Source organism: Streptomyces sp. NPDC032198, assembly GCF_040636975.1.
Classification (GTDB): Bacteria; Actinomycetota; Actinomycetes; order Streptomycetales; family Streptomycetaceae; genus Streptomyces.
In genome coordinates, this window is sequence record NZ_JBEZVL010000006.1 from 406,628 (window position 1) to 421,395 (window position 14,768).

Annotated in this window: 17 protein-coding genes; 10 read left to right on the forward strand and 7 right to left on the reverse strand. The window is 69.4% G+C overall.

Features of this window, described 5'->3' with window-relative positions; genetic code table 11:
* Positions 1 to 43 precede the first annotated feature (43 nt).
* Both AB0E78_RS18580 and AB0E78_RS18585 read left to right on the forward strand, forming a co-directional pair.
* Positions 44 to 568, forward strand: a complete 525-nt coding sequence (locus AB0E78_RS18580) for a hypothetical protein (protein ID WP_361833471.1) — start codon at positions 44 to 46, stop codon at positions 566 to 568.
* The gene (locus AB0E78_RS18585; protein WP_361833473.1) at positions 565 to 1,674 is read left to right on the forward strand and encodes an HAD-IA family hydrolase; all 1,110 of its coding nucleotides are present in this window, start codon (positions 565 to 567) and stop codon (positions 1,672 to 1,674) included. Before AB0E78_RS18580 ends, AB0E78_RS18585 begins: the two co-directional genes overlap by 4 nt.
* A gap of 25 nt (positions 1,675 to 1,699) precedes the next feature.
* Here AB0E78_RS18585 and AB0E78_RS18590 read toward each other — a convergent pair whose 3' ends face one another.
* The gene (locus AB0E78_RS18590) at positions 1,700 to 2,167 is read right to left on the reverse strand and encodes a pyridoxamine 5'-phosphate oxidase family protein (protein ID WP_361833475.1); all 468 of its coding nucleotides are present in this window, start codon (positions 2,165 to 2,167) and stop codon (positions 1,700 to 1,702) included.
* A 128-nt stretch (positions 2,168 to 2,295) separates the two neighbouring features.
* On the opposite strand from AB0E78_RS18590, the gene AB0E78_RS18595 reads away from it, so the two are divergent.
* Positions 2,296 to 3,192, forward strand: a complete 897-nt coding sequence (locus AB0E78_RS18595) for a sigma-70 family RNA polymerase sigma factor (protein WP_361833807.1) — start codon at positions 2,296 to 2,298, stop codon at positions 3,190 to 3,192.
* A 7-nt stretch (positions 3,193 to 3,199) separates the two neighbouring features.
* Here the strand turns inward: AB0E78_RS18595 and AB0E78_RS18600 are convergent, their stop codons facing one another.
* Entirely contained in the window at positions 3,200 to 5,221 is a 2,022-nt protein-coding gene (locus AB0E78_RS18600; protein WP_361833477.1) for a translation factor GTPase family protein, read from the reverse strand.
* Positions 5,222 to 5,434: 213 nt separating this feature from the next.
* Between AB0E78_RS18600 and AB0E78_RS18605 the strand changes: the two genes are divergently transcribed.
* Positions 5,435 to 5,728, forward strand: a complete 294-nt coding sequence (locus tag AB0E78_RS18605; protein ID WP_361833479.1) for a DUF3303 family protein — start codon at positions 5,435 to 5,437, stop codon at positions 5,726 to 5,728.
* Positions 5,729 to 5,812: 84 nt separating this feature from the next.
* Here the strand turns inward: AB0E78_RS18605 and sodN are convergent, their stop codons facing one another.
* The gene (sodN, locus tag AB0E78_RS18610; protein WP_160507177.1) at positions 5,813 to 6,208 is read right to left on the reverse strand and encodes a superoxide dismutase, Ni; all 396 of its coding nucleotides are present in this window, start codon (positions 6,206 to 6,208) and stop codon (positions 5,813 to 5,815) included.
* A 144-nt stretch (positions 6,209 to 6,352) separates the two neighbouring features.
* Here sodN and sodX point away from each other — a divergent pair, with 144 nt between their 5' ends.
* Positions 6,353 to 6,793, forward strand: coding sequence for a nickel-type superoxide dismutase maturation protease (gene sodX, locus AB0E78_RS18615; protein WP_361833481.1), 441 nt, complete (start codon positions 6,353 to 6,355; stop codon positions 6,791 to 6,793).
* On the opposite strand, the gene AB0E78_RS18620 is transcribed toward sodX, so the two are convergent.
* Positions 6,697 to 7,326 carry a CGNR zinc finger domain-containing protein gene (locus AB0E78_RS18620; protein ID WP_361833483.1) on the reverse strand — a complete coding sequence of 210 codons (630 nt, stop codon included), beginning with the start codon at positions 7,324 to 7,326 and terminating at the stop codon, positions 6,697 to 6,699. The genes sodX and AB0E78_RS18620 overlap by 97 nt on opposite strands.
* Before the next feature lie 104 nt (positions 7,327 to 7,430).
* Here AB0E78_RS18620 and AB0E78_RS18625 point away from each other — a divergent pair, with 104 nt between their 5' ends.
* Positions 7,431 to 8,192, forward strand: a complete 762-nt coding sequence (locus tag AB0E78_RS18625) for a class I SAM-dependent methyltransferase (protein ID WP_361833485.1) — start codon at positions 7,431 to 7,433, stop codon at positions 8,190 to 8,192.
* A 60-nt stretch (positions 8,193 to 8,252) separates the two neighbouring features.
* Here AB0E78_RS18625 and AB0E78_RS18630 read toward each other — a convergent pair whose 3' ends face one another.
* From AB0E78_RS18630 to AB0E78_RS18640, 3 genes are read right to left on the reverse strand one after another with little or no spacing between them, the layout of a single operon-like run.
* Positions 8,253 to 9,017, reverse strand: coding sequence for an amino acid ABC transporter ATP-binding protein (locus AB0E78_RS18630; protein ID WP_361833487.1), 765 nt, complete (start codon positions 9,015 to 9,017; stop codon positions 8,253 to 8,255).
* Positions 9,017 to 9,955 carry an amino acid ABC transporter permease gene (locus tag AB0E78_RS18635; RefSeq protein WP_361833489.1) on the reverse strand — a complete coding sequence of 313 codons (939 nt, stop codon included), beginning with the start codon at positions 9,953 to 9,955 and terminating at the stop codon, positions 9,017 to 9,019. Before AB0E78_RS18635 ends, AB0E78_RS18630 begins: the two co-directional genes overlap by 1 nt.
* A 35-nt stretch (positions 9,956 to 9,990) precedes the next feature.
* Entirely contained in the window at positions 9,991 to 10,953 is a 963-nt protein-coding gene (locus AB0E78_RS18640; RefSeq protein WP_361833491.1) for an ABC transporter substrate-binding protein, read from the reverse strand.
* 539 nt (positions 10,954 to 11,492) lie between these two features.
* Here AB0E78_RS18640 and AB0E78_RS18645 point away from each other — a divergent pair.
* From AB0E78_RS18645 to AB0E78_RS18660, 4 genes are all read left to right on the forward strand, one after another.
* Positions 11,493 to 12,707 carry an NADP-dependent malic enzyme gene (locus AB0E78_RS18645; protein ID WP_361833492.1) on the forward strand — a complete coding sequence of 405 codons (1,215 nt, stop codon included), beginning with the start codon at positions 11,493 to 11,495 and terminating at the stop codon, positions 12,705 to 12,707.
* A gap of 173 nt (positions 12,708 to 12,880) precedes the next feature.
* The gene (locus AB0E78_RS18650; RefSeq protein WP_361833494.1) at positions 12,881 to 13,843 is read left to right on the forward strand and encodes a zinc-binding dehydrogenase; all 963 of its coding nucleotides are present in this window, start codon (positions 12,881 to 12,883) and stop codon (positions 13,841 to 13,843) included.
* An 82-nt stretch (positions 13,844 to 13,925) separates the two neighbouring features.
* Positions 13,926 to 14,135 (forward strand): helix-turn-helix domain-containing protein, encoded by a 210-nt coding sequence (locus AB0E78_RS18655; RefSeq protein ID WP_361833496.1) that lies wholly within the window; start codon positions 13,926 to 13,928, stop codon positions 14,133 to 14,135.
* The gene (locus tag AB0E78_RS18660; protein WP_361833498.1) at positions 14,135 to 14,755 is read left to right on the forward strand and encodes a Clp protease N-terminal domain-containing protein; all 621 of its coding nucleotides are present in this window, start codon (positions 14,135 to 14,137) and stop codon (positions 14,753 to 14,755) included. Before AB0E78_RS18655 ends, AB0E78_RS18660 begins: the two co-directional genes overlap by 1 nt.
* Positions 14,756 to 14,768: the final 13 nt, after the last annotated feature.

Genomic DNA, 14,768 nt, shown 5'->3' on the forward strand with positions numbered 1-14,768 from the left:
CACCCGCCTCACGAGAAGCAGGGGACATCTGCATCATGGGCTCATGGACATGACCGAGCTGGACCAGCTCCCTTCGGCTGTCGACACCGGGCGGCTGCTCGCCCTCGCCGACGGCCATCACGCACGCACCGCACGGCCTCTGGGCGTCTGGGAGGCCGGCGGGCATCTCGTGAAGACATACGCCGTCGAGGCGCCCGGACGGAAGGTGACCGCGCGGGCCGAGGAGTCCGCGCTCGCGATCGCAGGGGCGCACCTGGGGCTCGGTGGCGCCCGTGGGTCGGCCGGGCTCGCCGTGCTGATCGTGCACGCGGGTGGTGACGGGGACTACGTCCTCGTGCACAGCTGGATCGAGGGCTACATGTCCGACCTCGCCGTCTTCGTCGGCCCCGTCGACGACCCCGGTGAGCTGCGGCCGGGCCGAGCGGGGCTCGCGCCCTGCGTGTGGGAGGCCGCCGTGCTCACGCATGAGCGGGACGCGTACGTCCGGTGTGTGCTCGACGGGAGCGGAACCCTCCCGGAGCGGCTCACCGCGTGGGGCCGGGACGTCATCGAGGGGGACCTGCGATGACGTACGACGCGCCCCTCGTGCGCCACGCCCGCCCCGCCGACCTCCCCCGCATCGTGGAACTCGTCGCCGAGCACGCCGCGTACGAGAAGGGCGCCCCGCCCGCCCCCGGCCTGGAACAGCGCCTGCACTCCCTCCTCTTCGAGGTGCCGGACCCGCGTCTGCGCTGTCTGGTGGCCGAGCTGCCCGGTGGCGACGTCGTCGGCTACGCCACCTGTGCGCCGGAGATCTCCACCTGGGATGGAGCCGAGTACCTCCACATGGACTGCCTCTTCCTGCGGGACGGTCACCGGGGCCTCGGCCTCGGCGAGCGCCTGACGGACGCGGTGGCGGAACAGGCCCGTGCCCTTGGCCTCACCGAGGTCCAGTGGCAGACGCCCGCGTGGAACGAGGGCGCGATCCGCTTCTACGGCCGCATCGGCGCCGAGGCCAAGGAGAAGCTGCGTTTCGCCTGGCAGGTGGCCCCGGCGACGCAGCCGGAGCCGCAGGCGTCGCCGCTTCCGTTCGACGCCGTGCTCTGCGACCTCGACGGCGTGATCCGCTTCTACGACATGTCGGGGCTCGAGGAGATGGAGCGCGCCGCCGGTCTTCCCCACGGCAGCACCACCGAGATCGCCTTCGCGCCCGAGACCGACATGCCGCTGATGCTCGGGCACAGCGGCAAGAAGGAGTGGGTGGAGGCCATCGCGCACGGCCTCGCGGACCGGGTGCCCCACGAGCGCGGGCACGCCCTGGGCACCGCCCTCGCCGAGGCCGGTTTCTCCGCCGACGCCACCGTGGTGGACCTGCTCAGGCGGGCCCGCGCGCACCTGCATGTGGCGCTCGTGACGAACGCGACCCCCTGGCTCGACCAGGACCTGGCCGAGCTCGGCATCGCCGACCTGGCACACACCGTGGTCAGCAGCGCGGACGTCGGCATCGTCAAGCCCGATCCCCGGATCTACGAGATCGCCGTGGAGCGCACCGGGGTCCCCGCCGAGCGCTGCCTCTTCGTGGACGACCGCAAGGAGAACGTGGACGCGGCCGTCGCGCTCGGCATGGCGGGGTTGCACTACACGGGCCCCGACGACCTCCGTGCGGCACTGGCCCCGCTGCTCGGCCGGGACTGAACCGCCAGGCCCCGGAACCCCCGGCTCACCGCACCGTCCACCGCCCGCCCAGCATCAGCTCCCGGCCCTCCAGCTCATCGGCCTCGCGCCAGGCCTGGAGCCGCTGCGGGGTGATGCGGAAGTACGTGTACAGGGTGGTGAGCTTGGTCGGGTCGAAGCCCGTCTTCTCGGCGAAGGCGTCAGCGACCTCGCGGGTCAACTCGTCCTCGCCCAGGGCGCGTACGGCCCCTTCGATGAGCACGACGTCGCGGGTCGGCCCGACGCCGACCCGCGCCTTGCCGGCCGCGCGGAGGTTGCGGCCGGTGACGCTGGCGTCCGGTGTGGCCACGAGAAGGCTCTCGCCGTCCCAGAGGAAGGACAGGGGGATCAGGTAGGGGGTGCCGCTGTCCGCGTCGGCCGTGGCCACCCAGGCGTCGATGTCGTGGGTGAGGCGGTGCAGGGTGTCGCGCTTGCGCTGCTCGGGCGTGCGGGGGGCTGCCGTCTCCGCGTTCATTACTGTTTCCTCCAAGTGCGCTGGCACGGTGCGTCACTTCCATGACGTATCGCGACGAGGGAATGTGACAGATGGACCAGAATGAAGCAGCGGTGGACCAGAAAGCAGCCGTAGGCGGGAAAGCGGCCATGGAGCAGGGCGAGGCGCTGGCCGCCCGCTTCGAGGAGCACCGGCCGCATCTGAAGGCCGTCGCCTATCGCATGCTCGGTTCGCTCAACGAGTCCGAGGACGCGGTCCAGGAGTCCTGGATCCGGCTCAGCCGTTCCGACATCAGCGAGGTGGTGAACCTGGGGGGCTGGCTGACCACGGTCGTCGGCCGGATCTGCCTCGACATGCTGCGTACGCGGCAGTCGCGGCGCGAGGACTCCCTCTCGCTCGCCCTCGACACGCATGTGCCGGACCCGGTGGTGAGCTGGGGCGACGTGGTCGACCCCGAGCAGGAGGTGCTGCTCGCGGACTCGGTCGGCCTCGCGCTGCTCGTCGTGTTGGAGACGCTGGCGCCCGCCGAACGCCTCGCCTTCGTGCTGCACGACATGTTCGCCGTGCCCTTCGACGAGGTCGCCCCGATCGTGGAGCGCACCCCTGCCGCGACCCGGCAGCTCGCGAGCCGGGCCCGCCGCCGGGTGCAGGACTCCGCGCCCGCCCCCGACAACGATCCCGTACGCCAGCGCGAGGTCGTCGGCGCGTTCCTCGCGGCGGCGCGGGGCGGCGATTTTGACGCGCTGCTCGAACTGCTCGACCCGGATGTGGTGTTGCGGGCCGACACCGGCGAACTTGCCTCCGGGCTCTCGAAGTTGGTGCGGGGCGCGTCGGTGGTGGCCGGGCAGGCTGCGATGTTCTCGAAGGGCGCGCCGACCACCGAGCTGGCGTTCATCAACGGCCGTCTCGGCGCGGTCGGAGTGCCGGACGGCGAGGTCGTCTCGGTCATGGAGTTCACGATCGCGGGCGGCAGGATCGTCGAACTCAACATCCTCGTCGACCCCGCCCGCGTGCGCGCACTCAATCTGCCCGCGTTCCGGCGCTGACCGGGAATCAGCGCCGGACACCCGCCACCTCCCGCAGGTACTCCTTGCGGCAGAGCGGGTTGCGGTCGGTCCGCGGCCGGTCGGGGGCCTCGCCCCGGACCGGCTGGTACCGCTCGAAGGCGGACTCCAGCTCGCCCTCGCCGCGCGTCAGCGAGGGAAGCAGCTGCTCCAGTTCGTGCACGCGGGCCGCCGGGATCTCGCCCTCGACGACGTACGAGGCCCCGCGCGCCGTCTGGGTGTGCGGGACCGCCCGCAACCGTGAGAGCGCGGGCAGGAGCTGCCCGAACACATCGTCCGGAACACTGAGCCGGAAGCGGTGCAGCGGCTCGTGCACCTGGGTGCCCGCCCGCCGCAGCGCGCTCAGCAGGACCAACGGGGTCAGCTGCCGGAAGTCCCCGGCGGTGCTCGACATGCTCTTGTCGAAGGTGCCGTGCGCGTGGCTCTGCCGGGGCCAGTACCCGGAGTGCGTCATGGTGACGACGCAATCGCTGACCTCCCACCCGTGCACCCCCTGGTGCAGGGACTCCCGCACGGTCTCCTCGACGGCGCGGAAGAACGCGTACGGCATCGAACCGAGCTCGATCTCCAGGCGGAACTCCACGCCGGAACCGGGCGCACCGGGATCGACGCGCAGCCCCACGGTGGCCAGGAAGGGGTTGTCGTCCTTGTCGATGATCTCGAAGGCGGACCCGCTGCCGGTCACGCGCTCCACGCAGAGGGTCGTGGTCTCGCGGAAATCGACGTCGATCCCGTACTCGTCGAGGAGGGTCGCCTGGATGACCTCCTTCTGGACCTCGCCGTACAGCGACACGTACACCTCCTGGCGGAGGTCGTCCTGCCGCAGGTCGATCAGCGGGTCCTGCTCGGCGAGCTGGGCGAGCGCGAGATGCAGCGCGCCCTTGTCGCCGGGGCGGGTGGGGACGACGACGGTCTCCAGGGTGGGCGGCGAGAAGTGGTGCCGGCCGCCGCCCGGCACGCCCTTGTGCGGTACGCCGACGGCATCGCCGATCCGGATGTCGCCGAGCCCCCACAGCTTCCCGATCTGCCCCGCGGTGACTCCCTCGCGCGGGGTGGCGGACCCGCGGTCGAAGACGCTCACCGCGGTCACCTTGCCCTCGCGCCCGCCGCCGAACGGCAGCCGGTCGCGCGTGCGGACCGTCCCCGCGAACATCCGTACGTACGCGATCTTCTCCCCGGCGTCCCCACGCTCGACCTTGAAGACGGTGCCGGAGGCCGGTTCGCCGGCGAGCGGGGCGCCGTCCTCGGAGGGCAGCAACTCCCGGATGCCCGCGATGAGTTCGGTGACGCCCGCGCCGGTGGCGGCCGAACCGAAGTACACCGGGTGCACCAGCGCCTGTTTGGTCTGCGCCGCGAGTTCGGCGCGGAGCCGCCGGTAGGAGAGCTCCGCCTCGTCGTCGACGTACGCGGAGAGCAGGGCGTCGTCGTGCGCGGCCAGTACGTCGACGAGGCGGGCGGTGAAGGAGGGATCACCGCCGTCGAAGGGCACGAAGGCCCCGTCGCGACCGCCGAGGCCGCGAGCCGACCCCATGGGCACGATGTCCGGGACGAGCCGCTCGGAGATGTCGCGCAGCAGATCCTCGTGGCGTGCGCCGCGGCGGTCGATCTTGTTCACGAAGACGAGCGTGGGGATGCGGAGCCGCCGCAGCGTCCGCATGAGCACGCGGGTCTGCGCCTGGACGCCCTCGACCGCGGAAAGGACGAGTACGGCGCCGTCGAGCACGCTCAGGACCCGTTCCACCTCGGCGATGAAGTCCGGGTGGCCGGGAGTGTCGATGAGATTGACGGTGACGTCGTCGACGGCGAAGGAGACGACGGCGGATTTGATCGTGATCCCGCGCTGCCGTTCCAGGGCCAGTGAATCGGTCTGGGTGTTCCCCGCATCGACGCGACCGATCTCGTCGATGACACCGGCGGCGTGCAGCAGCCGCTCGGTCAGGCTGGTCTTGCCGGCGTCAACATGCGCCAGGATCCCCAGGTTCAGGGTGGTGGACGTGCTCGACGTATGCACTGAGTGTCATGTCCTCTGGGTTGATGGCAATTCCCTTCTGGCTGGACATGAACCAACGGCGCATTGCGTCTCCTTGACGGGTCTGGGTGTACGCAGAGTGGAGCAGGGGGCGGTGTGCGGCGGCAACCGATTTATGGGGCGGCGGGACGGGCCGACGTGTCTGGATGCGAGCCGGGGCGTCCGGCGGGATGCTGGAGGGGAGGAGTGAGAGCCATGAGGGTCATGCTGAGAGCGCGTCTGGACACACAGATCTCGAACGAGGCGATCAAGAACGGCACACTGCCGAAGATCGTGCAGTCGGTGACGGAACAGCTCAAACCGGAGGCCGCGTACTTCGGGCCCGGTGACGGTGGCCGGACCGCCACCTTCGTCTTCGACATGGAGGACAGCTCGCAGATCCCGTCGATCGCCGAGCCGTTCTTCTTGGAGCTCGGCGCGGAGATCGAGATCTACCCGGTGATGAACGCGGAGGACCTGCACAAGGGCCTCGCGGCCCTGCAGGGCTGACGCGACGCAACGCAGAGAGCACCCGGCTCCGCGCGGATGCCGGGTGCTCTCGTGTGCGCTCTGTGACAGAGGCTGACCGGTGGGTCAGGCCTTCTTGGTCTCCCAGAAGATCTTGTCGATCTGGGCGATGTAGTCCAGCGCCTTCTGGCCCGTGGCCGGGTCCGACGAGCCCTTGGCGGCCGAGAGGGCCTTCAGGGTGTCGTTGACCAGCTGGTGCAGCTCCGGGTACTTCTCGAAGTGCGGGGGCTTGAAGTAGTCGCTCCAGAGCACCGACACGTGGTGCTTGGCGAGCTCCGCGCGCTGCTCCTTGATGCCGATGGCGCGCGTCTGGAACTGCGCGTCGTCGTTGGCGGCCATCTTCTCCTGGACGGCCTTGACCGACTCCGCCTCGATGCGGGCCTGGGCCGGGTCGTACACGCCGCAGGGGAGGTCGCAGTGGGCGCTGACCTTTACCTTGGGGGCAAACAGGCGGGAAAGCATGCAGCGGTCCTTCCTCGTGATCGTCTTCTCAGGTGGGACATTACTCCGTGAGAGGCGGCTTTTCGCGAGTGCCCCCATGGGCTTAGGACAAAAGTCCAGGGTCAGACTGGGACTCGTGGAGGATAGGACCGGGGAGGTGCGGTGATGCCGGAGCTGTCGCAGGAGGGCGAACGGAGAAGGGCCATCTTGCCGTTGGGCGCGGCCGAGGTGACCGGCCCTTCGATGGTGCCCACGCTGTACCACGGGGACCGTCTGGTGGTGCAGTGGGGCGCACGGGTCCGAGCGGGTGACGTGGTGGTGCTCCGCCATCCGTTCCAGCAGGACCTGTTGGTCGTCAAGCGCGCCGCGGGGCGGCGTGACGGTGGCTGGTGGGTGCTCGGGGACAACACGTACGCGGGCGGGGACAGCACGGATTACGGCACGGTGCCCGAGGAACTCGTCCTGGGGAAGGTGTGGTTCCGCTACCGCCCGCCCCAGTTCGGGTCCGGTCAGCGCTCGCCGTTCAGCCTGCTGCGCTGGGCCGTGTCGGCCGCGCGGCCGGTGCTGCCCGACCGCTCCGTCTCCAGGCGTTTGCGGGCGCGGTAGGCGGCGACATTGGCGCGGGTCGCACAGCGGTCCGAGCAGTAACGTCGGGAGCGGTTGGTCGACGTGTCGAGATAGGCGTTGCGGCAGGGCGCTGCCTCGCACAGGCCGAGACGGTCCACCCCGTGCTCGGTGAGGTGGAAGGCGAGGCCCATCGCGGCGATCGCGGCGTACCCCGACGTCGCGTTCGACGGGTGGTCCGCCAGGTGCATGTGCCACAGCGGGTTGCCCTCGTCGTCCCGGTCGTCGTGGCCAGAGATCTGCGGGCTGACCGGGAACTCCATCAGGAGCGAGTTCAGCAGGTCGACCGCGAGGGTCTCGTCGCCGCCGTCGGCCGCCTCGAAGACCGACCTGAGCCTGGCCCGTACCGAGCGGAAGCGGGTGACGTCGGAGTCCGTCGCGCGACGGGCCGCCTGCGAACTGCCTCCGAACAGCTCACGGACCGCCTCGACCGACGTCAGCGTGTCCTTGTTGCGACCCGGCTCCTCGCTGTTGACGAGACGTACGGCGTAGTCCGAGTAATAGGCCAGTTCCACTTGTAGTCCTTACCGGGGCGGGCTATCTTCGTCGGGTGCGTGAGTAACAGTTGCGCGTGCTTCTAGGGTATTACGAGAGCGTATTACGTACGGGAGGGCTTCTCATGACGGAAACGGTGTCCGGGACCGACTGGCGTGGCTGGCAGGACAGCTGGGACCGGCAGCAGGAGTGGTATCTGCCCGACCGCGAGGAGCGGTTCCGGGTGATGCTGGACATGGTCGAGGCCGTCGCCGGCACCGAGCCGCGCGTCCTCGACCTCGCGTGCGGTACGGGGAGTATTACGGACCGGCTGCTCAAGAGGTTCCCGGACGCGGTCAGCACGGGCGTCGACCTCGACCCCGCGCTCCTCGCCATCGCCGAGGGCACCTTCGCCGGGGACGACCGCGTCACGTTCGTGACCGCCGACCTCAAGGACCCCGGGTGGACGGCGCAGCTCCCGTACGACTCCTATGACGCCGTCCTCACCGCCACCGCCCTGCACTGGCTGCACAGCGAGCCCCTCACCACCCTCTACGGCCAGATCGCGGGGCTCGTCAGGGACGGCGGCGTCTTCATGAACGCCGACCACATGCCCGACCCCGCGACGCCCCGCCTGAACGACGCCGACCGGGCCCAGCGGCATGCCCGCATGGACCGGGCGAAGGCCGAGGGCGCCCTGGACTGGCGTGACTGGTGGGAGCTGGCCGCCAAGGACCCGGTCCTCGCCGGGCCCACCGCCAAGCGCTTCGAGATCTACGGCGAGCACGCGGACGGCGACACCCCCTCGCCCGAGTGGCACGCACGGACCCTGCGCGACGCGGGCTTCGGCGAGGCCCGGACGGTGTGGGCTTCGCCTTCGGATGCGATGGTGCTGGGGCTCAAGTAGCGGATACGCGAAGGGGCGGTACGGATCCAGGATCCGTACCGCCCCTTCCGCATGTACGCGTTACAGCACCTTCGAGAGGAACGACTGCGTCCGCTCGTGCTGCGGGTTCGTCAGGACGTCACGCGGGTGGCCGGACTCGACCACCACGCCCTCGTCCATGAAGACGAGGCTGTCGCCGACCTCGCGCGCGAAGCCCATCTCGTGCGTCACGACGATCATCGTCATGCCGGACTCCGCGAGGTCGCGCATGACGTCGAGGACGTCACCGACCAGCTCCGGGTCGAGCGCCGACGTCGGCTCGTCGAAGAGCATCAGTTTCGGTTCCATCGCGAGCGCGCGGGCGATGGCCACACGCTGCTGCTGGCCGCCCGAGAGCTGCGAGGGGTAGTTCTTCGCCTTGTCGGCGAGGCCCACCCGCTCCAGGAGCTGCCCGGCGCGGTCCCGCGCCGCCGACTTCGTCTCGCCCTTGACCTGGACCGGCGCCTCCATGACGTTTTCGAGCGCCGTCATGTGCGGGAAGAGGTTGAAGCGCTGGAAGACCATGCCGATGTCCCGGCGCTTGAGGGCGACTTCGCTGTCCTTGAGCTCGTACAGCTTGTCCCCCTTCTGCCGGTAGCCGACCAGCTCGCCGTCCACGTACAGGCGCCCGGCGTTGATCTTCTCCAGGTGGTTGATGCAGCGCAGGAACGTCGACTTGCCGGAGCCGGACGGGCCGATGAGGCAGAAGACCTCGCCCGACTTGACCTCCAGGTCGATGCCCTTGAGGACCTCGACGTTGCCGAACGACTTGTGGACGCCTTCGGACTTCACCATGGCGGTCGTCATCAGTGACCAACTCCCGAGCGGTTGCCAAGGGACAACATATTGGCCTTGATCTTCTGGAACGGCGTGGCCGGCAGGGAGCGCGACGAACCGCGTGCGTAGTAACGCTCCAGGTAGAACTGGCCGACGCTGAGGATCGACGTCATGATCAGGTACCAGCACGCGGCGAGCAGCAGGGTCTCCACCGTCGCGCCGGACGACGTACCGATGTCCTGCGCGTACCGCAGGAGTTCGTAGTACTGGACGGCCGCGACCAGCGAGGTCGTCTTCAGCATGTTGATGACTTCGTTGCCCGTCGGCGGCACGACCACGCGCATCGCCTGCGGGAGCACGACCCGGCGCAGCGTCTTGCCGTGGCTCATGCCGAGCGCCTGGGACGCCTCGGTCTGGCCCTCGTCGACCGAGAGCAGACCGGCGCGGCAGATCTCCGCCATGTACGCGGCCTCGTTGAGACCCAGGCCGAGCAGCGCCGTCAGGAACGGCGTCATGAAGTCCGACCACTCGTCCTTGTAGACGGGGCCGAGGTTCACGTAGTCGAAGACGAAGCCGAGGTTGAACCAGACGAAGAGCTGGACCAGGACCGGCGTGCCGCGGAAGAACCAGATGTAGAACCAGGCGATCGAGGAGGTCACCGGGTTCCTCGACATGCGCATCACGGAGAGGATGACGCCGCCGACCACGCCGATGAGCATCGACAGGGCGGTCAGGATCAGGGTCTCGCGGACGCCCCGCAGGATGCGGTCGTCGAAGAAGTTGTCGGGGATCGCGTCCCAGTTGATGTCGCCCTGGGAGAACGCGTAGACGATCGCGGCGAAAGCGGCGATGGCGACGACAGCGGCGACGTACCGGCCGTAGTGCCGGACCGGGATGGCCTTGATGGCCTCAGGGTGGGAGGACGGGGGTGTGTCCTCCGGGCCCTTCTTGGAGATGTCGGTAGTCACGGGAGTGGCCTTTCAGCGGCGAGACGGGTGCGCGGTCACTTGCCGCCGTTGACCTTGGCTTCCTTGACCGCGCCGTCCTCGACGCCCCACTTCGAGATGATCTTGTCGTAGTCGCCGTTCTTGATGATCGCGTCGAGTGCGGCCTTGATCGCGTCACGCAGCTCGGGGTTCTTCTTGGAGATCGCGATGCCGTACGGAGCGGCCTCGACCTGCTCGCCCACCAGCTCGAAGTCCTTGCCCCCGCCCGAGGTCTTCACCGCGTACGCGGCGACCGGGAAGTCGGACGAGCCCGCGTCCGCGCCGCCCGAGCGCAGGCGGGTCTGGGCCTGCTGGTCGTTGTCGAAGGACTCGATGGCGATCTTCTTGCCGCCCTTGCACTTCTTCGACTCGGCCTTGGCCAGGTCGTGCGAGACGGTGCCGCGCTGGACGACGATCTTCTTGCCGCAGAGGTCCGCCCAGGTCTTGATGCCCTGGTCGTCGCCCTTCTTGGTATAGATCGAGACGCCTGCCGTGAAGTAGTCGACGAAGTCGACGCCGGTGCCGATCTTCTTGCCGGTCTCCTCGTCGACGCCTTCCTGGCGGTTCTTGGTGTCGGTCATGGCCGACATCGCGATCTGGTAGCGCTTGGAGCGCAGGCCGCCGAGCAGGGTGTCGAAGGTGCCGTTGTCGAACTGGAACTCCACGCCGAGCTGCTTGCCCAGGGCGTCGCCGAGGTCGGGGTCGATGCCGACCGTCTTGCCGGACTTGTCCTTGAACTCGACGGGCGGGTACGCGATGTCCGAACCGACCTTGATGACGCCGGCGTCCCGGATCTCCTTGGGGAGCTTGTCGGCGAGCGGAGCGTTGCTCACCTTCTCGCCGCCCTCGTCCTTGCTCTTGGTCTGGTCACCGCAGCCGGTCAGCAGCAGCGCGCCGGCGACCGCGATCGCGCCGACCGTGGCCATCCGGGACTTCGCGGACGTACCGGCGGTGGTACGACAGATGGAGCGTGCGGTCATGAGGGTCCTCCGGCGGATGAGGGAGTTGCCGAGCGGTCGTGCACACACCTTCGGGTGTCGCGACCTCGTGTGATGACGGCATCTTGCCATTCGGACCGTCCGATTCTGGGTGCCAGAGATGTCAAAATCGGATAACGGGTGATCCCGGTACCCAGACAGGCCGGGACAACAGGGCCGTACCGGCCCGGAACGAAGTACCGCCATTTGAGATCTTCCGTGAATCTCGGATGAATCTCGCGATGTGGACCGGTGGCGGGCGCTCCACGGAAAATTCGGGCATGGCCCGTCATCCGTTCTTGTTGGACCACTACAACGGCCACGGGCACCTCAGGTAACCAATCCCACTCGCCCATGCCGAGCACCGTCAGGTAGAAAGGTGCGTTACACCCCTCATCCGGGGCCCAGAGCGCGTGTGCGGCGCGCTCGCGTGTCTGTACCTCCCTCCGCCGACAGGCGGGGAACAGACGCGGTGCCCGCCCACTTCTCAACCAGGAGTGGACACCCTCAACTGATGATTTAAGACTTAAGGGGTAAGACAAGTGGCAGCGGAGATCGTCAATCCTCGCAGCGACAGCACTACGGGTCACGAAGGCGCCGAAGAGCCCTTCGATCCGGCGTTCGCGCTGCACCGTGGCGGCAAGATGGCCGTGCAGGCCACCGTGCCCGTGCGGGACAAGGACGACCTGTCCCTGGCGTACACGCCCGGCGTCGCGAAAGTGTGCACCGCGATCGCCGAGCAGCCGGAGCTGGTGAACGACTACACATGGAAGTCGAACGTCGTGGCCGTGGTCACCGACGGCACGGCCGTGCTCGGTCTCGGTGACATCGGTCCCGAGGCCTCCCTCCCCGTGATGGAGGGCAAGGCCATTCTGTTCAAGCAGTTCGGCGGCGTGGACGCGGTTCCGATCGCGCTCGCGACGACGGACGCGGACGAGATCGTCGAGACCGTGGTGCGGCTCGCGCCGTCCTTCGGTGGTGTGAACCTCGAGGACATCTCGGCCCCGCGCTGCTTCGAGATCGAGCGCAAGCTCCAGGAGCGGCTCGACATTCCCGTCTTCCACGACGACCAGCACGGCACGGCTGTCGTGACGCTCGCCGCGCTGCGGAACGCGGCACGGCTGACCGGGCGCACGCTCGGCGAGCTGCGTGCCGTGATCTCCGGTGCCGGTGCGGCCGGGGTCGCCATCGCCAAGTTCCTGCTCGAGGCGGGCCTGGGCGATGTGGCGGTCGCGGACCGCAAGGGCGTCGTGAGCCGGGACCGCGACGACCTCACGCCGGTCAAGCGTGAGCTCGCGGAGATCACCAACAAGGCGGGGCTCAGCGGTTCGCTGGAGAGCGCCCTCGCGGGTGCCGACGTGTTCATCGGCGTCTCGGGCGGCACCGTCCCCGAGCCCGCGGTCGCCTCCATGGCGCCGAACTCGTTCGTGTTCGCCATGGCCAACCCGAACCCCGAGGTGCACCCGGACATCGCCCACAAGTACGCGGCGGTCGTCGCGACGGGCCGTTCGGACTACCCGAACCAGATCAACAACGTGCTCGCCTTCCCCGGCATCTTCGCGGGCGCGCTGCAGGTGCGGGCCTCCCGCATCACCGAGACGATGAAGATCGCCGCCGCCGAGGCGCTGGCCGGCGTGGTGGGCGACGAGCTCTCCGCCGACTATGTGATCCCCTCGCCGTTCGACGAGCGGGTCGCCCCGGCGGTCACCGCGGCTGTTGCGGCGGCCGCTCGTGCCGAAGGTGTGGCTCGCCGCTGATTTTTTCTGGCCCCTGGGCCCAGGGCCCCGTCACTGCTGTGGCGGGGCCCACCGCTTTCCCATCCGCCCACCCGTTCTGTCGCTTGACCGGGTGGGCGTGCTCTTGGAGCGGGACGCGTGTCACAGGGGCTGCTGGTTACGTGCGGGTAGGGCGCGCGCCTATCGTCTGCCTCATGTTCGCCGCCTACGCCGCCCGCATCGACCGTGACCAGCCGCTCAGCGGCCTTGAGTTGGGGGAGCGTCCCGCCCCCGAGGCCCGCACCGGCTGGTCGACCGTGAACGTCCGGGCCGCCTCCCTCAACCACCACGACCTCTGGTCCCTGCGCGGGGTCGGCCTCGCCGAGGACAAGCTGCCGATGATCCTCGGCTGTGACGCCGCGGGGATCGACGAGGACGGCAACGAGGTCGTCCTGCACTCCGTCATCGGCCAGAGCGGGTACGGGGTCGGCCACCGTGAGGGCCGCTCCATCCTCACCGAGAAGTACCAGGGGACGTTCGCCGAGCAGGTCTCCGTGCCCACCTGGAACGTGCTGCCGAAGCCGAAGGAGCTGTCGTTCGCCGAGGCGGCCTGCCTGCCGACCGCATGGCTCACCGCGTATCGCATGCTCTTCACCAACGCCGGTGTGCGACCGGGGGATTCGGTACTCGTCCAGGGCGCGGGCGGCGGCGTCGCCACCGCGGCGATCGTGCTCGGCAAGGCGGCGGGCCTGCGGGTCTTCGCCACGAGCCGTGACGAGGCCAAGCGGAAGCGGGCCCTTGAGCTGGGTGCGGTGGAGGCCGTCGAGTCCGGCGCGCGGCTGCCGCAGCGGGTGGACGCCGTCATCGAGACGGTGGGGGCGGCGACGTGGTCGCACTCCATCAAGTCCCTGAAGCCGGGCGGCACTCTGGTGATCTCCGGCGCGACCAGTGGCGACCGGCCCTCGCACGCGGAGCTGACCAGGGTCTTCTTCCTGGAGCTGAAGATCGTCGGTTCGACGATGGGATCCAAGGACGAACTGGAGGACCTGCTCTCCTTCTGCGCGGCCACGGGCGTGCGCCCCGTCATCGACGAGGTCCTCCCGCTGGACCGGGCACGTGAGGGCTTCGAGCGCATCGAGTCCGGCGACGTGTTCGGAAAGGTCGTGCTGGAGGTCTGACCCCGCTACGGCCACCGCGACCGCCACCGTCCGATGTCAACTGTGGTTGACATCGGCTCCCTGTCAACGTAAGTTGACGTGCATGACCGAAGCTACGGATCTCGCCGAGCGTGCGGGTGACCGTGACCCACGAGTCGGACTGCGAGCCGTCTCCGCGCTGCGGAGGCTGGTGGAGCAGTTGGAGGCCGTGCAGGTGCGCAGTGCGCGCCGGCAGGGCTGGTCGTGGCAGGGGATCGCCGCGGAGCTCGGAGTGAGCAGGCAGGCCGTGCACAAGAAGTACGGGAGGCAGTGATGTTCGAGCGGTTCACGAAGGACGCCCGCGCCGTGGTCAAAGGCGCGGTCGAGCATGCCGAGGGCGAGGGCGCCGCATCCGTCGACGACGGGCACATGCTTCTCGCGCTGCTCGACCGCGAGGCGAGCCGGGCGTCCTTCGCCCTGGCCTCGCTCGGGGCCACGCGCCGCCGGGACTCGATCCAGGACGCACTGGGCGAGGCGCGGCGCCGCGGGGGTCTCTCGCAGGCCGACACGGAGGCGCTGGCCGGACTCGGCATCGACGTGTCCGAGATCGTCTCCCGGGTCGAAGAGGCCCACGGCGTGGGCGCCTTGGCGGGTGGCGGCAAAGCGGGCGGGCGCCGCTCCGGCCGAGGCTGGAGCGGCCACCGGCCCTTCACCCGCGAGGCCAAGGACACCCTGGAGAAGTCCCTGCGCATCGCCACCGCGCGCCGGGACCGGCACATCGGCGACGAGCACATCCTGTTCGCCCTGACCGTCCGCCCCGGCCCCGTCGGCGAGGTCCTCGCGGACCATGGCGTGACCCACGAGTCCGTGGAGAGGGTGCTGTACGGCGAGGGCGGCACCGGAAGCGGCGGCACCGGCAACGGCACTGGTGGAAACGGCTCCGACGCCGAGTAGGTCCTTGGTGCCG